This window comes from Hydrogeniiclostridium mannosilyticum, assembly GCF_003268275.1.
Lineage (GTDB): Bacteria > Bacillota > Clostridia > Oscillospirales > Acutalibacteraceae > Hydrogeniiclostridium > Hydrogeniiclostridium mannosilyticum.
The window spans coordinates 156,485-182,251 of sequence record NZ_QLYR01000005.1 but is presented as its reverse complement, the minus strand read 5'-3'; the positions used below and the strand labels follow the sequence as shown (position 1 = coordinate 182,251).

22 protein-coding genes and 2 riboswitches are annotated in these 25,767 nt (G+C 49.8%); of the genes, 9 read left to right on the top strand and 13 right to left on the bottom strand.

The window, feature by feature from the left end:
- Positions 1-15: 15 nt before the first annotated feature.
- Entirely contained in the window at positions 16-1,359 is a 1,344-nt protein-coding gene (locus DPQ25_RS09380) for a GH1 family beta-glucosidase (RefSeq protein WP_112332906.1), read from the top strand.
- Positions 1,360-1,442: 83 nt separating this feature from the next.
- Here DPQ25_RS09380 and spoIVA read toward each other — a convergent pair whose 3' ends face one another.
- The 8 genes from spoIVA to purE all read right to left on the bottom strand — a co-directional run bounded on the left by spoIVA (position 1,443) and on the right by purE (position 10,146).
- Positions 1,443-2,921: a stage IV sporulation protein A gene (spoIVA, locus tag DPQ25_RS09375; RefSeq protein WP_112332905.1), complete on the bottom strand. Its 1,479-nt coding sequence runs from the start codon at positions 2,919-2,921 to the stop codon at positions 1,443-1,445.
- 14 nt (positions 2,922-2,935) lie between these two features.
- The gene (locus DPQ25_RS09370) at positions 2,936-4,477 is read right to left on the bottom strand and encodes a DUF3794 domain-containing protein (RefSeq protein WP_112332904.1); all 1,542 of its coding nucleotides are present in this window, start codon (positions 4,475-4,477) and stop codon (positions 2,936-2,938) included.
- A 197-nt stretch (positions 4,478-4,674) separates the two neighbouring features.
- Positions 4,675-5,940 carry a phosphoribosylamine--glycine ligase gene (purD, locus tag DPQ25_RS09365; RefSeq protein ID WP_112332903.1) on the bottom strand — a complete coding sequence of 422 codons (1,266 nt, stop codon included), beginning with the start codon at positions 5,938-5,940 and terminating at the stop codon, positions 4,675-4,677.
- Between the two features lie 79 nt (positions 5,941-6,019).
- On the bottom strand, positions 6,020-7,198 hold the full coding sequence (locus DPQ25_RS09360; protein WP_112332902.1) for a phosphoribosylaminoimidazolecarboxamide formyltransferase: 1,179 nt from the start codon (positions 7,196-7,198) through the stop codon (positions 6,020-6,022).
- 37 nt (positions 7,199-7,235) lie between these two features.
- Positions 7,236-7,940: an IMP cyclohydrolase gene (locus DPQ25_RS09355; RefSeq protein WP_112332901.1), complete on the bottom strand. Its 705-nt coding sequence runs from the start codon at positions 7,938-7,940 to the stop codon at positions 7,236-7,238.
- Positions 7,941-7,954: 14 nt separating this feature from the next.
- Complete coding sequence (purN, locus tag DPQ25_RS09350) at positions 7,955-8,581, bottom strand: phosphoribosylglycinamide formyltransferase (protein ID WP_112332900.1); 627 nt, start codon at positions 8,579-8,581, stop codon at positions 7,955-7,957.
- Positions 8,575-9,615, bottom strand: a complete 1,041-nt coding sequence (gene purM / locus DPQ25_RS09345; RefSeq protein WP_112332899.1) for a phosphoribosylformylglycinamidine cyclo-ligase — start codon at positions 9,613-9,615, stop codon at positions 8,575-8,577. The genes purN and purM overlap by 7 nt, the downstream gene beginning before the upstream one ends.
- A gap of 27 nt (positions 9,616-9,642) precedes the next feature.
- On the bottom strand, positions 9,643-10,146 hold the full coding sequence (gene purE / locus DPQ25_RS09340) for a 5-(carboxyamino)imidazole ribonucleotide mutase (RefSeq protein WP_242978282.1): 504 nt from the start codon (positions 10,144-10,146) through the stop codon (positions 9,643-9,645).
- A 329-nt stretch (positions 10,147-10,475) separates the two neighbouring features.
- Between purE and DPQ25_RS09335 the strand changes: the two genes are divergently transcribed.
- From DPQ25_RS09335 to DPQ25_RS09300, 8 genes are all read left to right on the top strand, one after another.
- A complete protein-coding gene (locus tag DPQ25_RS09335) occupies positions 10,476-11,780 on the top strand; it encodes a CapA family protein (protein WP_112332898.1) in 1,305 nt (434 codons plus the stop codon).
- Between the two features lie 43 nt (positions 11,781-11,823).
- A riboswitch (FMN riboswitch) is annotated at positions 11,824-11,951 on the top strand.
- An 87-nt stretch (positions 11,952-12,038) separates the two neighbouring features.
- Complete coding sequence (locus tag DPQ25_RS09330; RefSeq protein ID WP_112332934.1) at positions 12,039-12,605, top strand: ECF transporter S component; 567 nt, start codon at positions 12,039-12,041, stop codon at positions 12,603-12,605.
- 91 nt (positions 12,606-12,696) lie between these two features.
- A riboswitch (SAM riboswitch) is annotated at positions 12,697-12,796 on the top strand.
- A gap of 83 nt (positions 12,797-12,879) precedes the next feature.
- On the top strand, positions 12,880-14,061 hold the full coding sequence (gene metK / locus DPQ25_RS09325) for a methionine adenosyltransferase (RefSeq protein ID WP_112332897.1): 1,182 nt from the start codon (positions 12,880-12,882) through the stop codon (positions 14,059-14,061).
- Between the two features lie 61 nt (positions 14,062-14,122).
- Positions 14,123-14,464: a hypothetical protein gene (locus tag DPQ25_RS09320; RefSeq protein WP_112332896.1), complete on the top strand. Its 342-nt coding sequence runs from the start codon at positions 14,123-14,125 to the stop codon at positions 14,462-14,464.
- A gap of 67 nt (positions 14,465-14,531) precedes the next feature.
- Positions 14,532-16,766, top strand: a complete 2,235-nt coding sequence (recD2, locus tag DPQ25_RS09315) for an SF1B family DNA helicase RecD2 (protein WP_112332895.1) — start codon at positions 14,532-14,534, stop codon at positions 16,764-16,766.
- Entirely contained in the window at positions 16,750-17,415 is a 666-nt protein-coding gene (locus DPQ25_RS09310) for a ComF family protein (RefSeq protein ID WP_112332894.1), read from the top strand. Before recD2 ends, DPQ25_RS09310 begins: the two co-directional genes overlap by 17 nt.
- 87 nt (positions 17,416-17,502) lie before the next feature.
- Positions 17,503-18,528 carry a rod shape-determining protein gene (gene mreB, locus DPQ25_RS09305; RefSeq protein WP_112332893.1) on the top strand — a complete coding sequence of 342 codons (1,026 nt, stop codon included), beginning with the start codon at positions 17,503-17,505 and terminating at the stop codon, positions 18,526-18,528.
- 444 nt (positions 18,529-18,972) lie between these two features.
- Positions 18,973-20,046 carry an SGNH/GDSL hydrolase family protein gene (locus DPQ25_RS09300; RefSeq protein WP_112332892.1) on the top strand — a complete coding sequence of 358 codons (1,074 nt, stop codon included), beginning with the start codon at positions 18,973-18,975 and terminating at the stop codon, positions 20,044-20,046.
- Positions 20,047-20,381: 335 nt separating this feature from the next.
- On the opposite strand, the gene DPQ25_RS09295 is transcribed toward DPQ25_RS09300, so the two are convergent.
- From DPQ25_RS09295 to DPQ25_RS09275, 5 genes are read right to left on the bottom strand one after another with little or no spacing between them, the layout of a single operon-like run.
- Positions 20,382-21,668 carry an amidohydrolase family protein gene (locus DPQ25_RS09295; protein ID WP_112332891.1) on the bottom strand — a complete coding sequence of 429 codons (1,287 nt, stop codon included), beginning with the start codon at positions 21,666-21,668 and terminating at the stop codon, positions 20,382-20,384.
- Positions 21,661-23,022: a Na+/H+ antiporter NhaC family protein gene (locus tag DPQ25_RS09290; RefSeq protein WP_112332890.1), complete on the bottom strand. Its 1,362-nt coding sequence runs from the start codon at positions 23,020-23,022 to the stop codon at positions 21,661-21,663. Before DPQ25_RS09290 ends, DPQ25_RS09295 begins: the two co-directional genes overlap by 8 nt.
- Positions 23,023-23,064: 42 nt before the next feature.
- Complete coding sequence (locus tag DPQ25_RS09285) at positions 23,065-23,586, bottom strand: hypothetical protein (protein ID WP_242978281.1); 522 nt, start codon at positions 23,584-23,586, stop codon at positions 23,065-23,067.
- Complete coding sequence (locus DPQ25_RS09280; protein ID WP_242978280.1) at positions 23,565-24,341, bottom strand: ADP-ribosylglycohydrolase family protein; 777 nt, start codon at positions 24,339-24,341, stop codon at positions 23,565-23,567. The genes DPQ25_RS09285 and DPQ25_RS09280 overlap by 22 nt, the downstream gene beginning before the upstream one ends.
- An 11-nt stretch (positions 24,342-24,352) precedes the next feature.
- On the bottom strand, positions 24,353-25,585 hold the full coding sequence (locus DPQ25_RS09275) for a Gfo/Idh/MocA family protein (RefSeq protein ID WP_112332888.1): 1,233 nt from the start codon (positions 25,583-25,585) through the stop codon (positions 24,353-24,355).
- Positions 25,586-25,767: the final 182 nt, after the last annotated feature.

Genomic DNA, 25,767 nt, shown 5'->3' with positions numbered 1-25,767 from the left:
TAAGGAGAGATTTTTATGGTAAACAAGGAATTTCCAAAGGGCTTTTTGTGGGGAACAGCTGCAGCGGCGGCGCAATACGAGGGCGCTGCGCAGATGGACGGGCGCGGTTTGTCTATTTGGGATGTTTTTGCCAATACACCCGGCCAGATTTTAGATGGCTCCAATCCGTCCATCGCGGATGACTTCTACCATACATATAAGGAAGATATTCGCCGCATGAAGGAAATTGGCATACAGTCCTTCCGTTTTTCCTTCGCCTGGTCGCGTGTATTTCCGGAGGGAAAGGGAGCAATCAACCAGAAAGGGCTTGATTTTTACAAGCGTTTGGTCGAGGAGCTTCTGAAAAACGACATTGTTCCCAATGCGACCCTGTACCATTGGGACCTACCCTACGAGCTTGAGCGGCTGGGCGGCTGGCTGAACCGCGATTGTGTACAGTGGTTCGGTGATTATGCAGAGTTGATGATCCGTACCTTCGGCGGCCAGATTCCGCTGTGGGCTACGGTGAATGAACCGATTGCGACCTATGTAGGCTATGCGCTTGGCGGCTTTGCTCCCGGAAGAAAGCTGGAGAAGTTTGGGCGCCAGGCCAATCATAACCTGTTACTTTCCCATGGAGAGGCCGTTAGACGCTTCCGTGAGATTGCACCGAAGGATGCGAAGGTCGGAATTGTGATCGATATATGGAACCATTGGCCGCTCCGCCCGGACCATGCCGAAGACCAGGCCCTTGCCCTCCGTGAAAATGAAAAGACTTACCGCTCGTATTTAAATCCGATTTTCAACGGCAAATATACGGATTACCTGCTCGATTATATGGAGAAAAACGACTGTATGCCGGATATTCGCCCTGGGGACCTGGAGGCTATTCATCAGCCTTTGGATTTCTTCGGCCTGAATTGCTACAACCGTGTGCTGGACTGCGCGGATGCGGCAGTTGATATCCGCAGTGCCGGCGGTAATTATTTGGACAATGGCTCAGAGCTTTACCCGAAGGCAATTTATGATGCCATTCATATTCTGAACGACGAATTTAAAATCGGGATTCCAATTTATATCACTGAAAACGGAACCAGCAACTGCAATGAGGCTGTTGTGGACGGCAAGGTACATGATCAACAGCGCATTGAATATGTGCGTTCGTTCCTGGAATGGATTAAAAAGGCAATTGATGAAGGCGCGGATATCCGTGGGTATTATCTGTGGTCCTTCTTGGATAACTGGGAGTGGAGCGCCGGCTATACCTCCCGTTTTGGCTTGACGCATGTAGATTATGAGACCCAGCAGCGTATTTTTAAGGACAGCGCCTATTTTTACCAAGAGGTCATTCGCCAAAATAAGCTGCTGGAAACTTTGTAAGCGTACCGGAATTGCCTGATAGTATAAAAATCCCTGCTGCCTATAAGCAGCAGGGATTTTTTAGAAGGAAGAGGGTTGAAGGATTACAGAATGATGCAGATCAGGCCGTTACAGCCGTCGTTGATAATACGTTCAATGGTCTCGCGCACCTTATCCCGTGCGTCTCCCGGCATACGGTAGAGCTTGTTGTGCAGGCCCTCGTTGACAAGCTCATGCAGGCTTTTGCCGAAGATGTTGGATTCCCAAATCTTAGCCGGGTTTTCCTCAAATTCCTTAAGCAGGTACATGACAAGTTCCTGGGATTGCTGCTCTGAACCAACAATAGGGGTAACCTCTGTGGTGATGCTGGTCTTCATCATATGGATAGATGGGGCAGCGGCCTTCAGACGGATGCCGTATTTGCCGCCTTGTTTGATAATTTCCGGCTCCTCAAGCGTCAGCTCGTCGATGCCGGGCATAACGATGCCATATCCGGTACTCTGCACTTCATCATAGGCATCCTTAATCTTGTCATACTTCATTTTCATCTCGGCAAAATTCAGCATGCATTCCATCAGGCCGCCCTCGTCCTCTATGTTGATTCCGGTTTTTTCGCCGAGTATTTTGTAGAACAGCGAACCTTGCAGCGTGACGTTCATGCGGGCTTTGCCATTGCCAAGGGAGATGGAGGTAAGGGAGACGTTCTCAATATATTCGCATTTTTTTACCTCTTCTACTACGCCGTTGATTTCACGGATCCGTGTAATCTTAGCAGCAGATTTTTGGATGGTACTGTAAACAGCGCCACGCAGCCAATGGCTTTTCTCAAGGCCTGAGAGCCACTTGGGCATATCAACCTTGATTTCCTTTACCGGAAACTCATAGAGAATTTTAGAAAGAATCTCGCGGATCTCCCGGTCCTCCAGTTCCAGGCAGTTGACAGGGAGGACGGGTACGGCATATTTTTCGGAAAGCTGTGCGGCAAGCGCCTGAGCCTCAGCGGAGTTGGGGTAGGTACAGTTTAACAGAACGACAAACGGCTTCTTAATATCCTTCAGTTCGCCGATTACCCGCTCTTCGGCTTCCTCATACTCATCGCGGGGAATATCACTGATGGAACCGTCCGTTGTGATGACAAGCCCAATAGTAGAGTGCTCGGTAATGACCTTTTTGGTGCCGATCTCTGCCGCCATATTGAAGGGGATAGGCTCGTCGTACCAGGGGGTCATCACCATACGCGGCTGATCGCCCTCAATATAACCGAGAGCACTGGGAACAATATAGCCCACACAGTCGATCATACGGACGCTGAACGCTGCGGAGGAATCAATCTTTACAGAAACAGCCTGTTCCGGGATGAATTTGGGCTCTGTTGTCATGATTGTACGGCCGGCCGCAGACTGTGGCATTTCGTCGACCGCCCGGTCCCGCTTAAATTCCCCTTCAATATTTGGGATTACGATGGTATCCATAAATTTTTTAATAAAGGTAGATTTTCCGGTGCGAACCGGCCCGACAACGCCTATGTAAATATCACCGTTGGTACGCTCGGAAATGTCATTATAAATATTGCGTTCTTCCATATTCTAACACCCCCTTAACAATGCATAGTTATTGGAATTAACAGCATACCCCTGTTCTCCACAATATCATCTTCCATTTCATTTTCTTGCTGAATAGCGGCTACCGAGGTGCAGTAAGCCCTGGCAATGTCCCAGAGACGCTCGCCCTTCTCGGCGTAATAAAGGCTTAGAGCGGCAGAAGAATCCTGCTCGCGGGGCTTATTTTCGTCAGCGGTCAGATTTTCAATAAACCGGCAGGCCTGCTGGCAGAAGACAGCGGCCGTCAGGCGCAGCTCCACCTTGATTTCCAGTTCTGAGGCCGAGATGCGGTAGCTGATTCCAGTGACAAGCCCTTCAGCATCACATAGAATGGGGCCTTCACCTTTCCAGGGGCGCTTATATTCATAGTCGATTACCCGCTCTAGGTACATAGGAGTTCCCGAGGCATTGAGGGCCAGAATACAGAGGTTGTATTTCCCGCGCAGGCAGAGCTCGCCCTCCTGCAAAACAGCTTCAACGGTACACATCTCACTCCAAGCATCGATCATTTTACTGATTTCCACATCGGTGGAAATGGTATTTTTTTGTATAGTTGTCTCGGAAAAGAGGTCCTCCAGCCGTTCGAAATTCTTTTGGCTATAGTCAATATTTAGCTCAAAGCTCTTGGAATAGGAATCCGTTACAATAGAGAGATTACTGTCGCTGTATGCGGTGAGTAGGGCACATAGCTTAATTTGAGAATCAAAGAAGAACTTTTCACCTGAATAATCATTTTTAATTTGAATCTCTGTTTGTACCACCGATACGCGTATGTCACAGCGGAAATCCTCTTCAATACCGGTTACATCAATCATTTGGCTGAAAGGGATGGCATATTCCATAGATTCCAGCAGGGTGTCGTCCAGACTGGAATTATACAGCAGCTTAAGCTCCACGTCGCCCTTTAGCATAATTTTATTTGCCACAATCTTAAAGTCCTGCAGGTTTACAGTGGCATCGCTCCGCAATATCGTCTCAGCCTCCGGCTTACCTGCAGGGAGCTCTAAAACCTCTTCAACGCTGAAGGTCTGGACGGCACTAGTTTCCAGCTGGGTAAAGGCGACCTCGTCCATTTGCTGTTCGACGTCGGCATCGTTTACCGAGCTGATGACACTGTATTCACTGCGGGCAGTTACCCTTGCACATAGTGAAAAGGCTCCGTGAATATCCAGACGGCGTGAGCTTGTCGCCCGGCAGTTGATATACTCTACACGCGTCCAGGCCTTGATTCTTGCCCGGTCAACCGCCTGCTTCAGTGTGATGGTCGCGGAAAACGGACGGCTGTTTTCACAGCAGCGTACGGTATTCCCGACGGAATCCAAATAGAAGACTTTTACGGTGTAATTTCCTTCCAGGGTCAGCTGGTCGTTCATGATCGCGCGGTTGGTAATACATGGGTATACCTGGCATTTCAGGATTTTCTGAATATCCGGGCAGTAGTCCGGCAGGCTGATGTCCAGATCTACCGCCTGCTCCTGGCAGCCGTCATAGATGACTTCCTGTAGCCCCAGCATACCGCGGTCCATCATATAATCCATAAAGGCTCTTCCTCCTCTGTTTATAGTTCTAATCCCATTGGTATTCAAAGCCCGTCTTATTTATGCGAAAAGAACAGGAGATTTTCTTGTCCCGGAGGAAAATATTTAAGCGCTGAGGCCTGCGAAGCCGCTGCGGCATAAAAATACGGACAGCGGCAAAATAACCGCTGTCCGTATAACACTTAACGCGAAGTTCTTTATTTTATCTTTCCAATATCCGTCCGATAATGAGCACCCTCAAACCGAATGGTTTGAACGGCTGCATAAGCCTGTGAGAGGGCTTCCTCCAAAGAATCTCCCAGGGCCGTCACACCCAATACACGGCCGCCGTTTGTATAAAAACTATTTTGTTCGCAAAGCGTACCGGCATGATAGACGACGGCACCCTCGGCCTGGCCGTCCGCTTTCAGGCCTGTAATCAATTTACCTTTTTCATAATGGCCGGGGTAACCGCCGGAGGCCATTACAACACAGGCACAGGCCTCATTACTCCACTCAATTTGCAGATCTTCCAGCCGTTCTTCTATAACAGCCATGAGGATATCCACAAAATCCGTCTTAAGACGGGGGAGAACAACCTGTGTCTCAGGGTCACCAAAACGGGCGTTGTATTCAATAACGCGCGGTCCGTCTGCGGTAAGCATGAGCCCGAAATAGAGACAGCCTTTGAAAGGGCGCCCTTCTTGCTGCAAGGCACGAATGGTGGGTTCAAAGATGGTTTTCCTGCAAAGCTCGGCTGTTTCCTCGGTATAGTAGGGATTGGGGCTGATGGTTCCCATACCGCCGGTGTTCAGCCCCTTGTCGTTGTCCAGCGCACGCTTGTGGTCCTTGCTGGAGACCATCGGCTTCACACATTTACCATCTGTAAAGGCCAGCACGGAAACCTCCGGGCCTGTAATAAATTCTTCGACGACAATTTGGTCCCCGGAAGCACCGAAGACTTTATCCTCCATAATCTCCTGTACGGCATGTACGGCTTCCTCACGGTTAGTGCAAATCAACACACCTTTGCCAAGGGCAAGCCCGTCAGCTTTTACAACAACCGGGTATTTTCCCTGTTTGTCAATATAGGCTATTGCCTTCTGTGGGTCATGAAAGACTTCGTAGGCCGCAGTGGGAATATGGTATTTCTTCATCAGATTTTTTGAAAAAACCTTACTGGCCTCAATCAGCGCTGCATTTGCACGCGGTCCAAAGGCCTTTATCCCGGCGGTCTCCAGGCGATCTACCAGGCCGGCGGCTAACGGGTCGTCCGGCGCAACAAAAACCAGGTCAATTTTTTTCTCTGCCGCAAAGGCAACGATTCCGTCGAGATCCATTGCAGAAATCTGCACACACTCAGCATCCTTTGAGATGCCGCCGTTCCCCGGGGCACAATACAGCCTTCCGGTGCGCGGGCTTTCCTTTAGCTTTCTGACGATGGCGTGCTCTCGGCCACCGCTGCCAACTACTAATATATCCATTCGTTTCGCTCCTTTTCATCGCTTTAGTTGCTGCCCTTGGCCGGAACGGCCTTCACGGCCAGTTTTATTGGAAACAATGTCAATGGTGGAACAGCCGCTGCGCTGTAAACGCCAAAACAATGCCGTATTTATTACATGTTTCTATGACGTTGTCATCGCGGATAGAACCGCCGGGCTCGGCAATGTATTGCACGCCGCTTTTATGGGCGCGTTCAATGTTGTCTCCAAAGGGAAAAAAGGCATCTGAGCCCAGTGAAACACCGGAGAGCTGATCCAACCAAGCCCGTTTTTCTTCACGGGTAAGCGGTTCGGGCTTTTCAGCAAAGAAATTTTCCCAAACGCCGTCCGCCAAAACGTCCATATAATCATCGGAAATATAAACGTCAATCGTATTGTCGCGGTCCGGACGACGGATATTCTTGCGGAAGGGGAGGGCAAGAACCCGGGGATGTTGGCGAAGAAACCATATGTCTGCCTTATTACCAGCCAGGCGTGTGCAGTGAATCCGGCTTTGCTGGCCCGCACCGATGCCAATGGCCTGTCCATCCTTTGCATAGCACACAGAATTGGACTGGGTATATTTCAGGGCGATGAGAGAGATAATGAGATCCCGGGCAGCTTCGGCGGGAATATTCTGATTGTCCGAGACAATATTCTGCAACATATTTGCATCTATTTTTACCTCATTGCGTCCTTGCTCAAAGGAAATGCCGTATACATCCTTTTGCTCTACCGGATTCGGCTGATAGCTTGGGTCAATTTTAACAACATTATAATTGCCCTTGCGTTTGCCCTTCAGAATTTGCAATGCTTCGTCCGTGTAGCCGGGCGCAATTACACCGTCGGACACCTCACGGGCAATTAAGGCTGCCGTCTCCTTGTCGCAGGTGTCGGAGAGCGCAACCCAGTCGCCATAGGAGGACATGCGGTCGGCGCCACGTGCACGCGCGTAAGCGGTAGCAAGCGGTGAGAGAGCCAGGTCGTCCACAAAATAGATTTTTTTAAGCGTATCGCTCATGGGAACAGCGACAGCGGCTCCTGCAGGGCTGACGTGCTTGAAAGATGCGGCGGCAGGGAGGCCGGTAGCCTCTTTCAACTCCTTGACCAGCTGCCAGCTATTGAAGGCATCCAGAAAATTGATATAGCCGGGTTTTCCGTTCAGAACCTCAATGGGAAGCTCCCGGTTGTCCTTCATGAAAATTTTGGAGGGCTTTTGGTTGGGGTTGCAGCCGTATTTCAGCAATAGTTCTTTTGCCATGTTCATTTCCTCTTTTCCACAATATATCAGAAGATAATCAATAGCGGTTAATAATAGTGTCCGAGACTTCGCCGCTTTGCCGGTCAATCAGGCGGACAAACAGGCTGACTTTATTATCCGGGTCCAGGTGGCTCCATGCAAAATCGGCCAGGGAGCCGCAGCCGGTGGGAAGGGAAACAGGAGTAGGATCCCCTTCAAAGGAAGGCAATGGGTCTCCATCGCCCATATATGTGTGAATAAAGTGGCCCTCGCCAGCCTTGGGCTGCGGATATTCAAAGAAGAAACGCTGTACAGAAGCGGCGTCGTGACGGCTGCTTTTAAGAATGGACAATTTATAGGCTCCGGTAGCATGGTCGACAATGCCGGAAATACGCGGCGTGAAGTTGGGGGCATCGGGCTCGAAAGTACGTGTGCGGAGCGCCTCCTCAAAGGTTTTCTGCTGAGTTAAATAGTCGTCGATAGTGTCTGTCTGGTCCCCGTTTGTAACAATGGTCTGCTGCATGAAGGTACGGACCGGATGATAGATGACGAGCGAAGGGTCCGTCATTTTGGACTCATCAAAGGCCCTGGTACGGATGCCGGTATCTGTTTTTTCAAAGACGCGGTTGCGGCTGTTTTCACTTCGTCCCATAATAAAATAAACAATGATGCTCTTTTTACCGTCGGCTGAAAGGCCCAGCACAATACCGCGGCCCGGATAGCTGGTTGCGGAAAGCTCTTTGCCCAATTCCTGTATATTCATCAGTGGTCTCTCCTTTATTCTTGAATATGAGTGATGCCGTCAACAACCTGGACCTTTTCGTCGCAGATCAGGGAAACAGCCTGAGGCAGCAAGTGCCACTCAGCTTCCTCCATCACCCGCTTCTGCAGGGTTTCCGGCGTGTCGTCCTCGTGCACGGAGACAGCCTTTTGCAAAATGATAGGCCCGCCGTCGCATACGTTGTTGACAAAATGCACCGTGGCGCCCGTAACCTTGACCCCGCGCTGCAGGGCAGCCTCATGTACATGTAAGCCGTAGAATCCCTTCCCACAAAAGGAAGGGATTAGGGAGGGGTGAACATTGACAATACGGTTGGGGTAAGCATCGCAGACCTCTTGGCCGAAAATAGTCATAAAGCCGGCCAGCACGACAAGGTCAATCTGATGGTTCTGCAATACAGTGACAAGCGCATGATCGTAGGACGCCAGGTCCTCATATTCGGTACGCCGTAAAACTTCGGTGGCAATATGATGACTCCGGGCACGCTCCAAAGCAAAAGCATTTGGGTTGCTGGCGAGTACAAGCTTGATTTTTCCGTTAGCAAGTTCGCCTGCCCTTTCAAAGTCAATCAAATGCTGCAGGTTGGTGCCGCCTCCGGATACCAGTACCGCAATATTTAGCACAGTACGACCCCCTCGTCTCCGGCTACAACCTCGCCAATAATGTAAGCTTCTTCACCGGCGGCCTTCAGCTCGGAAAGAGCCGCGTCGGCGTCGGTTTGCTCAACTGCCATGCACATGCCGATGCCCATGTTGAAGGTATTGTACATTTCACGCGGGGGAATGCAGCCCTTTTCCTGAAGCAACGAGAAAACAGCAGGCTTTGGAAAAGCGGTTAAATCGATCTTAGCGCTGAGGCCGGGCTTCATCATTCTGGGAACATTCTCATAAAAGCCGCCTCCGGTAATATGAGAAACGGCATGAATAGCAAACTTTTGCATAACGGAAAGAACGGGCTTTACATAAATCTTGGTGGGGGTAAGCAGCGCTTCACCCAGTGTTTTCCCAAGCTCAGGCACATAGGTCCTAATATTTTTTTCGCTGATGTCGAAAATTTTCCGTACCAGGCTGAAGCCATTGGAATGAACACCGGAGGAGGCCAGGCCGATTAAGGCATCGCCGGCCTGCAGCTTGCTGCCGTCAACAACCTTTTCACGGTCTACCATGCCCACGGTAAAGCCGGCCAGGTCATATTCGTCCACAGGGTAGAAACCGGGCATCTCAGCGGTTTCGCCTCCGATCAGCGCACAGCCGGCGGCTACGCAGCCATCCGCTACACCGGAGACAATTTCAGCGACACGCTCCGGCACATTTTTGCCAACCGCAAGATAATCCAGAAAGAACAAGGGTGCGGCGCCGCAGCAGACAACGTCGTTGACACACATGGCAACACAATCGATGCCTACGGTGTCATGCTTATCCATCAGGAAGGCAATTTTTAACTTGGTTCCTACGCCATCTGTACCGCTGACGAGGATGGGTTCCTTAACACCTGCTAGGCTGGGCTGGAACAGGCCGCCGAAGCCGCCAATACCAGAAACAACTCCCGGTATGGTGGTACGGGCCACGTGGCTTTTCATCAATTCAACGGCCTTGTAGCCCGCGGTTACATCGACGCCTGCATTTTTATAGCTGTCACTAAAGCTTTTTGTCTTCATGTTCATTCTCCTCATCCTGCTTCATTATTATAAACACTCAACTTCCTGCTGAATGGCTGCATCCTTTTCAGCGACGCCCTCCGCCATTTCTTTTTTCATCTGTACCAGCTGTGCCGCCAGGCCTTTATCGGAAAGCGCCAGCATCTGAACGGCCAGAATAGCGGCGTTATCCGCCCCATCAATAGCGACGGTAGCAACCGGAATGCCAGAGGGCATCTGCACAGTTGCAAGCAGCGCGTCCAGGCCGTCCAATGTGGAGGATTTGACGGGAATGCCAATGACCGGGAGAGTGGTGTGCGCAGCCAGTACGCCGCCCAGGTGAGCGGCTTTTCCTGCCGCCGCTATGATGACGCCGATGCCGTTTTCTGCTGCTTTTTCAGAGAAATCTGCCGCAGCCTGCGGCGTGCGGTGAGCCGACATTACATGGACCTCGACCGGTACCCCAAATGTTTTTAACCGCTTGATTGCAGGAACTACCTTTGGAAAATCGCTGTCGCTTCCCATGATAATTGCTACTTTTTTCTCTGCCATACAAAACATCTCTCCTTTTGCATCAAAAGAGGCTGCGGCGAAACGGCGCAGCCTTTATTCTACTGAACTGGCGCCCAGGCAACCCCAGCCGTTTGAGAAGCAAAAGGAATATCTGAATGAAGAAGGCACTGTTCATCATACATCCTGCTCCTTTATCAGCTCTGTAGGAACCTGAAACACAATTTACTATTCTATTTTAAGATAAAGCCCTATTAAATGCAAGCCGTTTTTATCTTTTTTTGAAAAGAGGATATTTTTTGCCATTTTACTAGGATTCTGTAAAAGTTTATGCTATAATCAGCTCATATTCAGAATAATAGGTGAAAAAGATGAAAAAACACAGAAAAATGTCTAAGAAATACCGGTCAATGCCCATCAATAAGACTCCGATATTCCCCAATAAAATCGTCGCCGGCGTTGGTATCGTTGCTGTGTGCTGCATTTTGGGAATTTGCGCTTATCTTGTGTTGCAATACACTGGGCTGACATCGGGCATTCAGGGAGAAGTCTCTTCAGGGCAGGCCAGCAGCCTGCCTGCAAGTGAGGCGCCGGAAGCGCCTTCCGAACCCGAAGCGGTTTCGTCGGAACCGGAGGAGCCTGTTTCCATCACGATTTTAGGCGCGGGGGATAACCTGATTCACGACGGAATTTATATTCAGGCGAATAAAAGAACCGGTGGGCAGGGGTATGACTTTACACCGGTTTATGAGCGGGTGAAGGCGGATATTCAGCGCGCCGATATTGCTGTCATAAACCAGGAGACGGTTTTAGCCGGTAAAATTCTGCCGCTTTCCGGTTACCCAATGTTCAATTCCCCCACAGAGGTGGGGGACAGCCTGGTGGACTTGGGGTTCGATGTGATCTGCCATGCAAACAACCATGTGCTTGATAAGGGAACGGACGGCCTAATTGCCACGCTGGATTACTGGGACACCCAGCCGGTGGAGGTAATCGGCGCGTACCGGAACACGGAGGATCTGGAGCGTATCCGAATTGTGGAAAGCAAAGGGATTAAGACGGCGCATCTCGCTTTTACAGAGATGACAAACGGGCTCAGCCTGCCGCAGGGGACGGACTTGCGGGTTGTATATACAAGTGAGGCCGAGGAGATGGAGCGCCTGATTAAGAAAGCGAAATCCATGGCGGACGTGGTAGTGGTTTCGGTTCATTGGGGAAATGAAAACACCACGCAGATCACCCCGAATCAGGAGGAGCTGGCGCAAAAGATGGTGGACTGGGGGGCCGACATTATTTTTGGCAACCATGCCCATGTCATCCAACCGCTTACCGTATTGACCCGCTCCGACGGGACGAAGTGCCCGGTAATCTACGCATTCGGTAATTTTGTCTCTGCCCAGGCGTATGGCTATAATCTGGTCAGCGGCCTGCTGACGGTCACGATGACGAAAGAACCCGGATCCGACAAGGTTGTATTTGACGGCATGCAGTTTAAACCGATCGTTACCCACTATAACAGAGGCTACAGCGATATTACCATTTATCCATTGTCAGAGTATACGGCTGAGCTGGCAGCGGCACATGGCGTTCGTCAGCGTACGCCCGACTTCAGCTTGGATTATATCCACGAAATGGTTAACCGGAGTATCCCGGAGGAATATTTACAGAAGGATTGACAAAAACGTAACAGGCTGCTATAATAACATCAATAAATTAATAAGCTGTCTTCGGGGCGGGGTGAAATTCCCCACCGGCGGTAATGCGGTTTAACCGACAAGCCCGCGCGCGAAAGCTGATTTGGTGTGATTCCAAAGCCGACGGTATAGTCCGGATGGAAGAAGAATGGCGTATTTATTACGTTGTTTTGTCCCGCAGTGTTTTTACTGCGGGATTTTTCTTTTGGCGCAAAGGCAGCACAAAAGGAGTGCAGTTTTATGAAAGAAAACGTAAAAACAAATGTCATTCAAATGGCGCAGTTGGCGATGATGACCGCAATTTCCGTCGTGCTGGTCGCGTTTGTCAGAATCCCGCTTATTCCTGCGGCGGGCTTTTTGATTTACGACATGGCGGATGTGCCAATTTTGATTGCCGCTCTTGTTTTTGGTACGGTTCCAGCGCTGGTAGTGCTGTTCCTGGTTTCCACCATCCAGGCCTTTTTGTTTAGCCCGGACGGCTGGGTCGGTCTGGTAATGCACTTTGTAGCCTCCGGGGCTTTGGTCGTTTTGGTCGGGGAATTTTATAAGCGTCGCCAGAAAATGCGGGATGCCATTATTGGCATGGTACTAGGAACCATTGCGATGACTATTTTAATGATTCCAATGAATTATATTTTTACCGTAAATATTTACGGGATTCCCAAGGCAACAATGGACACACTCATTTGGATCGGCGTTATTCCCTTCAATCTTTTGAAAGCGGCACTGAACAGTGTGATTGCCGGCGTTGTTTTCCGGCTGTTGCTCCCGTTCTTCCGTAAATTCAGCCTCAGATTACAGGCTTGAGCCTATCTTGACAGTTTTTTCCTGAAAAACCTATTTTGAAGCGTTTCTTGACAAGACTGGTATTTGTGTTATAATAATAAAAAATGAATATTCCTTATCAAGAGCGGCGGAGGGAACAGGCCCTGTGATGCCCGGCAACCTGCATACATATGGCAAGGTGCTAAATCCTGCGGGGAACCGAAAGATGAGGTGGATAAAAACCGTTCGGATTTCTCCGAACGGTTTTGTTTTTTGTATTAAAACGCGATGAGGAAATAAAAAGGAGGCAATTAAATTGGTTAAACACTATTTTACTTCTGAATCTGTAACGGAAGGGCATCCAGACAAGCTATGCGACCAGATCTCCGATGCTGTTCTGGACCAGATTATGGCGCAGGATCCACAGGCGCATGTAGCCTGCGAGGTAACTGCAACAACGGGCGTCATCCACGTGATGGGCGAGATATCCACAGAATGCTATGTGGATATTCCTGCTGTTGTACGGGATGTCGTTAAGGGGGTAGGTTATGACAACCCCAAATATGGGTTTGACGGCAATACCTGCGGTGTTCTGACCTCCATTGACATGCAGTCTCCGGACATTGCCATGGGGGTGAACCAGTCTTACGAGGCACAAAACGGCTCGACGGATGAAGACGACCAAACCGGCGCGGGCGACCAGGGAATGATGTTTGGCTTTGCCTGCGATGAAACCCCGGAGCTTATGCCGCTTGCAATTTCGCTGGCCCATAAAATTACCCGCCGTTTAAGCGAGGCCAGAAAAGCTGGAGAGCTCCCTTATTTGCGCCCGGATGGAAAAGCTCAGGTGACGGTTGAATATCACGATAATAAGCCGGTGCGTGTGGATACGGTAGTGGTTTCGACACAGCATGACCCTGAGGTTACCCTGGAGCAAATCCGCAAGGATATTGTAGCGCATGTTGTCAAAGCAGTAATTCCGGCCCATTGGCTAGATGCGCAGACAAAATTTTATGTAAATCCCACCGGGCGCTTTGTGGTGGGCGGCCCTGTGGGGGACTCGGGGCTTACGGGGCGAAAAATCATCGTCGACACCTATGGCGGCTATGCACGGCATGGCGGCGGCGCTTTTTCAGGCAAGGACCCAACGAAGGTAGACCGTTCTGCGGCCTATGCGGCACGTTATGTGGCTAAAAATATTGTCGCCTCAGGACTGGCAAAAAAATGCGAGGTGCAGCTTGCCTACGCAATTGGAGTCGCGCACCCGATTTCCATCATGGTAGAGGCCTTTGGCACATCATCTTATACGAACGAGCAGCTGGCGGAGGCGGTAAGAAAGGTTTTTGACCTTCGCCCAAGCGCAATTATCAGGGAGTTAAACCTGCGCCGCCCGATCTACCGGCAAATTTCCAACTATGGCCAGCTCGGCCGGGAGGATGTGGATATTTCCTGGGAAAAGACAGACCGGGCCGGCTTGTTGATGGCTGCGCTGAAATAGTGATTTTCATTTTAGGAACCAAAATCACCCCGTTACATAAGATGTAGCGAGGTGATTTTTTATGTGGAAGCTCATATTTGCACTTCTGGCAATTATCGGCATCGCCGAAGTCGGGCGCTGGCTGTGGCTGTGGCTGCTAAAGAGTAAAAAGAAGGGGAAAATCTATTTTGTGTTTTCCTTTCATGGGCATGAAAAGGAAGCTGAAGTCGCGTTGCGAGGCGCTGTTCACCGGCTTCGCATGTATGGGGGGACAGAAGAGAAAAAGGTACTTTGCCTGGACCGCGGCATGGATGAGGAAACAAAGCGGGTTTGCAAGCTGACAGCCAGAGACACGCAGATGGTGGAGATATGCAGCGAAGAAGAACTGGCAAATCTTTTGAAGCGTTCATTTGCAAATACATAAGGATTGTATTATACTAAATTTATTGAAGGGAAACAGACTTTCGATAAAGAGAACATGAGGGTATATGATGCAGGAACGATCAGAGCTTTTTGAGATGACCGGCAGCGTGGAGACTATCATCTTCCGCAATGAAAAAAACGGGTACACTATTTTGGAAATTGACAATGGACAGGAAATTGTCACCGCTGTGGGTACGATGCCATGGGTCAGTGTGGGTGAGGCGCTGCACATTGTCGGCGCCTGGGTAAAGCATCCAAGCTTTGGTACCCAATTTAAGGTGGAGGCCTTTGAGCAATCAAAGCCCTCCGGCTCCGCTGCGATTCTAAAATATTTGTCCTCCGGAGCGCTCAAAGGCATCGGCGCAACCATGGCCAAAAGGATCGTGGAGTGCTTTGGCGAGAATGCGCTGGAGGTTATCGAAAAGGAACCGGAACGCCTGACAACTATTAAAGGGATTACCCGTGCCAAGGCGAAGAAAATCAGCGATGAATTTAATCAGCAGCATGGCATACGGGACATCATGGCCTATCTGAGTAAATATGGCATCGGCCCAGAGGAGGCGGTGCGAATATGGAAGTTTTACGGGCCTGCTTGCATGGACCTGCTTCAGGAGGACCCCTACCGCCTGTGTGAGGACGGCATTGGCGTGGACTTTGAACGGGTGGACTCCATTGCGGCAATGCTGGAACGCCCGCAGGACGACCATTGCCGCCTGCGGGCCGGTGTTATTTATGTGCTTAAGCACAATCTTAATAATGGACATACCTGTATTCCCGCGGACAAGCTCGGTGCGACCGCAGCCCACATGCTTGGAGTGGATCCGGCGTTGATTTCCTCCGTTATTGACGAACTGAAGCAGGAGCAAACCCTGGACAGCCGTACTTTTCATGGGCGCGACTACCTTTTTCTGCCGAAAATGTGCCGCTCTGAGATCTATATCGCCAGCCGGATTTTAATGATGCTCCGTTATCCTCCGCAGGAAATCGTGGGCATCGATGCCTGTATGAAGGAAATTGAGCGGGACAGCGCTCTGGAGTATGCAGAAAAACAGAAGCAAGCAATCCGGCAGGCGCTTTCCAAGGGGCTGCTGATTTTAACAGGGGGGCCCGGGACAGGCAAAACAACGACGTTGAATGCTATTATTCAGATTTTAGAACGCAAGGGGGAAAAAGTACTGCTCGCGGCGCCTACCGGCCGTGCCGCTAAGCGAATGAGCGAACTGACAGGAAAAGAAGCAAAGACGATCCACCGCCTGCTGCAAGTAGAGTGGGATGAAAATGACCGCCCCGTATTTGCCAAAAATGAGAAAAATTTATTGGACTGCGATGCGTTGGTGCTGGATGAGCTCTCCATGGTCGATGTCAATTTGTTCGATGCGTTGCTCCGGGCCCTGCCTCTTGGCTGCCGTCTCGTGCTTGTCGGCGACTGTGACCAGCTCCCCAGCGTTGGCGCAGGCAATGTGCTGGGGGACTTAATTGCTTCCGGTTTACTGCCTGTTGTGCAGCTCGACGAAATTTTCCGCCAGTCGCTGCAAAGCCTAATTGTAACAAACGCGCATAAAATTGTTGCCGGCCAAATGCCGGAGCTGAATATACGCAGCAATGATTTTTTCTTTTTACCCTGTGGGAATGTGCAGGAGCTTTCCAGATTAATTGTTGACCTTGCTGCCGTTCGCCTGCCTAAAAGCTACGGTTACTCGCCTTTGACCGACATTCAGGTGCTTGCGCCCGGGCGCAAAGGAGAGGTGGGGACGAATGAGCTCAATAAACAGCTTCAAGCGGCGATTAACCCCCCCGCGAAGGAAAAGAAGGAAATTACATTAAACGGGATCCTATTCCGCGAGGGAGATAAGGTTATGCAGATTAAGAATGATTATAATTTGATGTGGACCAAACTGGACGGGACTACCGGGGAAGGCGTATTTAACGGCGACCTTGGCATTTTGTGCGGGATCGACCGGCAGGCATCCCTGCTGACGGTTCAGATGGACGACCGAATTGTCGGCTATGAGTTTGAAATTGCCGGAGAACTGGAGCTTGCTTATGCAATGACGGTACACAAAAGCCAGGGGAGCGAGTTCCCCGCGGTGGTTATTCCCATGTTTCCGGGGCCGTCACAGCTTTATTACCGTAATTTGCTGTATACGGCGATTACACGGGCTAAAAACCTGTTGGTTCTGGCAGGTGTTCGTGCCACAATTGAAAAGATGGTGGAGAACGATCGGAAAACAAAGCGCTATTCCGGGCTGTACTATTTTTTAACGGAGTCGGAAGGGCAGAGCCAAAATGAAATCGTTTTTTAATGATCTGCTGCGTCTGATTTTTCCGCAGCGCTGTGTGTTATGCAATCAAATCTTGCTGTCGGACAGTCCCTTATGCGAGGACTGCCGGAAGGGGAATCCGCGTCTTTCCATCCTAAGAGAAACGGCGTGTTCCAGCTGTGTTGCTCCCTACGCCTATGAGGGCGCGGTCCGGGAGTCCATCATCCGTTTCAAGTTCAACGGCTACCGGGAATATGCAAGCTTTTACGGCTGTGCAATGGCAGAAGCTTTTCGCGAACAAAAGCCCGATTTTCTGCCGGATATGTTGGTTGCTGTGCCGCTGTCTAAGAAGAGGCTGAAAAAGAGAGGGTATAACCAGGCGGAACTGCTGGCAAACGCAATGGCAAAGCATTTTTCGGCGCCGGTTATATCATGCCTGGGAAAGCGTGACAGCCATTCTCAGCAGCATTTTCTGGATAAAGCCAAGCGGCGTGAAAACGTCAAGGGGATTTACTGCTTCACGGGAAAGGTTCCGGTAAAGGAAAAGCGGATCCTGCTGGTTGACGATATAGTCACCACCGGCGCTACGCTTGATGAATGTGCCTCCGTCCTGTACCGGCATGGGGCGGAAGCTGTGGTCTGCGCGGCTGCCGCATCGGCAGAACTGGACGGGGTACAAGAAGCCCCCTGATTATTCAGGAAATTGCTTGCCGCAATGGATTGAAAAGAAGAAAGCGACGTATTATAATAGAATGAGCTTAATGAAGGATGTGATGATTTGGTAGGGACGGATTTAGCAATTGACCTTGGAACATCCCACATCAAAATATATGCAAAAGGAAAAGGTGTAATCGTTGACGAGCCTTCGCTGGTCACTGTAAATAAGGCTACGGATGAAGTTTTGGCAACCGGAAACGCCGCATATGCCATGGTGGGGCGCACCTCCGCCAAAATTGATGTTGTGCAGCCTCTAAATAACGGCGTAATATCCAATTTTGATTTGGCCCAGTATTTAATCAACCATCATCTAAAAAAAATTTGCGGCAGCCGGGTTTTTATGCCGCGTGTTGTAGTAAGCGTTCCCTGCGAAGTCACCGAGGTGGAAAAACGCGCGGTAGTGGACGCTGTCAGCTCATTTGGCGTGCGGAAGGTCTGCCTGATAGAAGAGCCCGTAGCCGCGGCGATGGGTGCCGGTATTGATATCTTTACCCCGCACGGAAGCTTTGTGATTGATGTCGGCGGTGGTACCACGGATATTGCCGTTTTGTCATTGGGCGGAATTTCGATGAGCGGTTCTATAAAAATCGGCGGTGATGCGTTTGACGAGGCAATTATCAAATTTGTACGCCGAAAATATAATTTGATGATTGGTAAACGCATGGCAGAGGATGCAAAAATAGCCATTGGTTGCCTTTATCCGCAACAGGAGCCAATGGTTCATCGTGTCAAGGGGCGCAACGCTGTAACCAGTCTGCCCCAGTGGGCAGAGCTCAACAGCGACGAGCTTCTGGAGGCCATGATCGAGCCAGCGGTTGAAATCATTAAGCTTTGCCAGCAAATCCTGGAGGGTACGCCTCCAGAGCTTATGGGAGATATCTATGAGGAGGGGGGCTTCCTCACAGGAGGTTCAGCACAAATTCCGGGTTTTGCGCAGCTGCTTTCACGAAAGCTTAAAATGAAAATTCATGTGGCAGAAGATCCTCAGTATTGTGTTGTTCAGGGAGCCGGTAAAGCGATTCCCTATATCGATCAACTCGACGGCAAGGGAATGAGTCAATTGAACCCCTTAAGCGCTACTTATTAAATATACCAAATGGTAAAAGCTATTCTGTTTATGGCTGAGTAGCTTTTTAAATTATCTTTTAGGCGGCGGCAAAGCAAATATTTTGAAAAAATGTGGAAAAAACGCATAGCGAATACTTGGTTTATCGGAAATATTTATTTGATATAATTCAATAAACTTTTTAGGCGCTGTCTATCCTGCGAAAGCGAAGTGCCAGGGAAAAAGGAGAGGACGGGGCATTTCGGTTAAAAGCAGTAAGTGGATGGAGTAAAAATGATTTTAAAGCATGGAAATGAAACTGAGGACCTGAAAGCCCATAACCTTTGGTAACCTATCCGGAGGTCAGCTTTTTGAACAGCGGCTTGGCCGTTTTTATAATATAGTGTTATCCGATGTGATTAGCTTATTTGATAACTGGTTTTCGTAGGTTAATTTGTTATTTATAGTCAAAAAGGGGATTGTTATATGGCTAAAATTGAAGAGATAGATCAAAATTTTAAGGAAACTCAAGTGGAAACCCATGACGATGTTATTTTTTATTCCTGCCTACAAGAGCCCTTTCAGATTTATGGGTTGCTTTTGCCGGAAAGCGCGGGCTCCTCTTTTTTACGCATCCCTGCGCGTGTGGCTGAAGGTATTAATCAGGACGTTGCCGCTTTAAACCATAATACAGCGGGGGGGCGGGTGCGTTTCCGAACGAATTCGCCGTATATTGCCATTCGGGCCAAGATGGACTTTATCTATCGGGCTTCGCATATTACGTTGACCGGTAGTGCCGGGTTTGATCTGTATTATGACGAAGGTAAGGGGATGATTTATGCCGGTACATTTATTCCACCCTATGATTTAAGCAGCACCTTTAACTCATTATTAGAATTGGACAGTGTCTCAGAGCGTGAAATAATGATTAATTTTCCGCTTTACAGCGGAGTTCAGTCACTCGAAATTGGCCTGCAGTCCGGTTCAACCGTCAATATAGGCCGGGAATATCAATATAAAACCCCTGTTGTTTATTACGGTTCCTCCATTACACAAGGAGGGTGCGCTTCACGTCCCGGAAATGCATATCAAAGCATCCTTTCGCGCAAATTAGATTGTGATTATATCAATCTGGGCTTTTCCGGAAGCGCAAAAGGAGAAGACCTGATGGCCGACTATATTGCCGGTTTGCCAATGTCTGTATTTGTTTACGATTATGACCATAACGCGCCGGAGGTCCGGCATTTGAGTAATACCCATGAAAGGATGTTCCTGCGCATCCGAGAACAAAACCCGGAACTGCCGGTCATCATGGTTTCAAGGCCTAAAGTCCGCCTATCAGAGGCGGAAAAACAGCGGCTTGAGATTATTGAAACAACATTTCAAAATGCGCTTAAGCGCGGAGACCATCATGTTTATTTTATCGATGGCAGCAAGCTTTTATTAAAGTTTGGCGGCGACGGCGGAACGGTGGACAATTGCCATCCCAATGACCTGGGGTTTATGTGTATGGCTGAGGGGATTGGCGCTGTGTTGAAAGAGGCGCTGCTCACGGCTTAAAGCCGGGCCCCGTGGTGTTCCTTTGCTTCTTTCCATCAATGACCCGATATACTTACTTCTGTCGTGCATTTACGGGCGGTGAAAAATTCTTCTAGGAAGTTATTCAATTGGTTTCTGGCTGAACACGCCGGGAAAATGCACTATGCACAATTCATCCATTTAACAATAATCTCTCTATTTGAAGCGAAAGCTTCTTTTTACGGGATTCCTCCACCGGCATAGCTGGCAGTTTTCAAAAACTTTCGAAAAATAAAGATAGTAGACACAGGAAAACGTGTCACTATCTTTATTTTTTGTTTAAAATTTCCCAACAAGCACCGGCGTTGCCTGATTGATCAGAGGGAATACAAAGAGTCGGCATTGGTGTGAAGCAGACTTTCCGCCGCTAATTCAGCACCGGCGACGGTCAGCTCTTTTTTCTGTACAGCCTTTCCCAGCACACGGGCTAGGAGCTTCCTGCTAATATCCACACCGCCATAATATTCTTCCAGAGAAGTGGCGTCAACAGATAGGGTAATCTTATTTAATGGCAACATGGAAAGGTACTGTGTCAAGGCGTTTTCAAGAATGCGATCCCCCTGAATAGCAAGCCAAGAGGTGTCGATAAAGCAATTCGAGTAGGTGCGCGCCAGATAGACTGCCTCTGATAAATAGGGGTAGCAGTGCAGCAGCACAAAACGGATATGTGGATATTGCTGCACAAGCGGTTCCAAATCGGCCGGGCTGCTGTTTTTTAGGTTAGTCATACCGGTATGTATTTGATAAGGAAGAGACAGCTGCTCAGCTTTTTCTAAAATACAGCGGTGTAAATAGTCCTGAACCACTCGGGCGGCTTCCCCGCCGTGGGCGATTGCCTCGGGAAATGCCTGCCGGGCCTCTGAATAAGCAGGGGTGGTTGTGTACAACGGGCGGCGATACGCTTGAAGCTGCTTAATACCAACGGCTCGGTCTTGTATCAAGCTGTAAAAGTGGTCAACCGCTTCTACGCAGTCATCCAATTTTTGGGGGAAGAGTCCCATGGAGCGCTGTAGGCAAGTAAAGTCCAGTCCACTGTCACGGATGAGGCCGAACAGGGAATCAATACGCGCAATGGGCTTTGCATAGGGTGTTTCAAATCCATCGGCTGCATTGCGAAAATATTGTGGGTGAACCGGTTTGATTATCCGTTTCGTGTTGGATCTCTGCATAACGCTTTGATACCAGGCCGGGTAATTGCTGTAATTGGATTCGATTTGCTGATTCAAGCGCCAAGCCGACGCGGCATCCTCCAGTGTACAGCCATAAAGTGAACGGAATGCGATAGACAGCGTGCGATAAGTACCAATGTTTTGCGTAAGGGCCAGTGAGGGCCGGATGCGCTCAAACCATTGCAAGAAAGACTTCTTTTGCCCAAGAGGGCCGTCACTAGGCTGATAGCCGGCGGCAAATAGCGGCCCTGCATAATAAGGGGAGAGAAGCAGGTCGTTTAGATAGGTGCTCCGGCATGGCTCCAGCTGAGGGATTTCATCCGCTGGAAAAAACAAGTCGTCCGCTGCGCCAAAAGAAGCTAGAGAGCTGATATGCTCGTGGGCGGAGATAAAATCCATCGCTTGGATGTCCTGAAGAAGGGATGATTCAGCCATTTTTCGTTGATTCCTCCGTTTGATTGTCAGCAGGGTTTAAGCGCTGATCAGATTGAGGCGCTTTGCTAAAGGCAATGAATAAAAGCGCGCTGATCCCCATTAGGAAAGGGTAAAATAAATAGGGGAGAAAATCCAGCGGAGTAAGCGCAAGTCCAGCAGCTGCCGCTCCCGCGCTTGCGTAGAGCAGCTGAGCGCCATAGGGAATAACTCCTTGCCAAACAGAGGTAAAAATGTCAAGCAGGGCCGCCGTACGCCGCGGCGGGATTCGGTATTCGTCTGAGATATTCTTGGCGATCGGGCCGGCCATGACAATGGCAATGGTATTGTTAGCGGTAGAAATATCCATCAGTGAGCTCAGCGCGGCGATGCCGAATTGGGCACCCTTGGCGCTGCGAACATGCTTTTTGATAAAATACATAATAAAGTCAAGCCCGCCGTTGGCCTTGACAAGGCCGATGATCCCCGCGACAACAATGGAAATTACGGTAATGTCGTACATGCTCATGATTCCGCTTTCACCATCCGGGCCTTTGGCAATTACCATAAAGATATCCGCAGGCGCAATGGTTCCAGTGGCGACACCGCTGATAATAGCTAAAATCGTACCGATGACCAAAACAAGAAAGACATTCAGTCCGGAAAGGGCGCCAACCAAGACAACAAGATAGGGGAGAATATGAAAAAGATTATAGTCCAAGCCTCCCTTTACCTGATAATCTCCACCAGCCAAAAACAGAAAAAGAATCAGCGTAATGATTGCCGCAGGTAAGACAATTCGGATATTTTCACGGAATTTGTCTTTCATATTGCAATTTTGCGTACGGGTGGCGGCAATAGTGGTGTCCGAGATCATGGACAGGTTATCGCCGAACATCGCGCCGCTTACAACAGCGCCAATGCAGAGCGCGCCGGCAATACCCGTTTTTTCACTGATCCCGCCGGCGATAGGGGTCAGGGCTACGATGGTACCGACAGAGGTGCCCATCGCCGTGGAGATGAAGCATCCGATGATGAACAGACCCGCCACGGCGATTTGCGGCGGCATAATGGACAACCCAAAGTTTACCGTACTGTCAACGCCGCCCGCAGCTTTGATGGAACCGGAAAAGGCGCCGGCGAGTACAAAAACAAGGCACATCACCATAACATTTTCATTACCCATGCTTTCTGTAACACTGGCAAGCTTTTCAGACAGCCTCCGTTTGGGGTTTTGCAGAAAGGCAACAATGAGGGCAATCATAAAGCCGACGATTGCAGGCATAGCATAAAAACTGTTAAAAACAATCCCACTTCCAATAAAAACGGCTAGGAAGACTAAAATAGGCAGCAAAGCCCATGCGCTTCCTTTTTTCATAAAACTCCTCCATTTATCACTTTAGTCCGCCGTTAACCTTCTTTAGGTGGAGGACAGCAGTATTTTATAATCAGCTACCCATTCGGGGCGGATTTCCTCCAGCACAGCCTGCGGGAACCGATAAGCCCAGGGGCTTTTCTGCCTTTTGAGGGAACGGATCAGGTGGTCCAGCTTTTTCTGGCTGATTTCGGTGGTGTTTCCCTGCAAGGCCTCCGGCTTCAGCTGCGTGTAGTCATAAGGCTTCGTCAGTTTGCTGTAATAAATAAACTCCGCCCAGGTCTGAAACTCAGTCAGCTTCACATGCTCCCTTGGGACCTTCAGCGTTAGCCGCACGCTGCTGGAAAGGCGGCCGTCGGCAAGGTGGCGGTGGTATTTCAGGTAACCGAAAATAGGGGCTTGACAGTGAAGCCCGAGCATGTCGATTAAACTGCTGTAGGCATAGTTAAGCGTACGGCTCGGGTAAGCACGGTACACCTTACCTGAGTGCAGGATATCTAAAACCTGAGTAGACTGATAGGTGATAATAGTGATAAAGCTCCCTCCTAATACTCTTTTACGGCCCATTCATAGAGGAACAGATGTCGCTTTCCATTTGCTCCGGGCTTTGCTAGATATTTCATCAATAATTCCTTGTCATTCTGCCCGGTTCCCCGGTAAAAGGCTTCCGCAATACCGCCAGCGATGCAGCCGATTGTGTCGGTATCGCAGGTAATGCTGAACACATTGCGGATGCAGTCCTCCCAGGATTCACTCTCCAGAAAGCACCGAATAGCCAGCGGCACAGAGACTTGACAGGTGATATCAAATTTTGAAAAGGGACGGGTTAAAAAAAGCGGGCGGTTGAGCCGGTACCCAAAATTCCTTTCGACATAGCGCTTGATCTGCCGCTTGGAATGGCCGTGCTTTGCCAGGTAAACACATGCCGCGGTCGCCTCCGCGCCTTTTATGCCTTCTGGATGGTTGTGGGTGCACATTGCGCTTTTCCGCGCTTCCTCACGGACTCGCTCAATGGTAGAAAAATATTCGCCAATAAAACTAACTCGCATGGCGGAGCCATTGCCAAAGCTGTGGTAGGGTTGATGTGTAAAGTCTTCAATCCATTGCTTGAACATGGTTCCATAACCGGCCAACGGGTATTTTTTACCGAAATCCGCATAGGCCACCCGGTATGAGGTATTGTTCAGAACCGCATATTTTGTGGCAATGGTCATGACGCTGTCGTCGGTATAAAAGCAATTATCTGCAAAAAGGCTGACCGTTTTTGCGTTAAAGCCTTCCGGCTTGCTGAACTCGAAACGAGACCCCGCGATGTCTCCCAATATCGCCCCTATCATAGAAAATGTACGGAGTCCAGCTCAATTGGCCTGCGGGTAATCCAATAGCCGCTGGTAAAGTCGGGGATAGACACCGGCGCTCCTCCGGCGGCGATGGATTCCTCACTTAACGCAGAGATGCACATCCAGCTTGCGGCATCATAAACGTCCAGCGGCGGCTGCTCCCGGTATTTTATACAGTCAAAAAACCTGCGAAATTCCAGCCAATCCATACCGTCGTGGGTGCCGCGGACACCCTTGTGCAGGTATTTTTGCCAGATGGGATGCTCATATTGGGCCCGGTAGCCTTCAATATTATTCCACTGAGGCTTCCAGTCAAAATCGTAGGCATTATGTGTTCCGTCCAGAAAAATGGAACGGTTATCTTCTTCATACATCCCCTTCGTTCCCTGAATATGAAATCCTCTGGAATAGGGGCGGGGCAAGGTGGTGTCCAGCGTCAGCTGGATGGTTTCGCCGCCTGCGCAGCGAATAATGGTTGTAATAACATCCCCCTGGGCAAAACGCGGCTTTCCGCCCGGCAGAAGAGAAAGGCCTTTCTGCTCTAAATATGCTTCTAAGCCGACTGCCTTTGAAGCAACCGAAACTAGTGCCAGCATACGGTTGCCACGGTTTATATTCAACACCTGTGCAATGGGGCCAAGCTCATGGGTCGGATAATTCTCACAATTGCGGCGCAGGTAATTGTCGAGCCGGTAATGGCGGTTTTTCCAGCCATTGGCTACCTCTTCCCGCAGGTCGTGGCGGTAGCCGCCCTGACAGTGGACAATCTCGCCGAAAAGTCCCTGGCGGGCCATGTTTAGAACCATCAGTTCGTTACGGCCAAAACAGCAGTTTTCAAGGAACATAAAAGGGGTACCGCTTTGTTCCTGTGCGCGAACCAACTGCCAGCAGTCCTCCACGCTATATGCGCCGCCGACCTCACAGGCAACCGGTACCCCCGCCTTCATAGCGCTAATGGTAAGCGGAATATGGGTTTCCCATGAACTACAGATGACCACGGCGTCCAGAGCAGGCATCCGCAGCAGCTGGTCTGCGCTTTGCAGAGCAGACGGGGCATGTTTTCCAGCCTTTTCCAGAAGAGCTGTCGCAGAGGCTGTGCGGTCCTCATAAACGTCGCAGACGGCAGTAATTTCCACATCCTCCATCGGCAGCAAGACGGATTCCAGCAGAGAGGAGCCGCGCGCACCCAGTCCAATCAGGCCAACCCGCAATTTTTTGACAGCCATATACAAGCCACCTCTATCCTAAATTAATCATGCTGCAAAAGCCGCAAATAATCGTCACGAAATCTGTTGTTATTATAGAGAAATTATAGGCTATAGTCAACAAGAAAGAATTTGTTTTAATTTGAAAAGGACAATATTTTTATTGACAAGCAGGGTGGGGGCAGATAAACTAGAGTTAACTT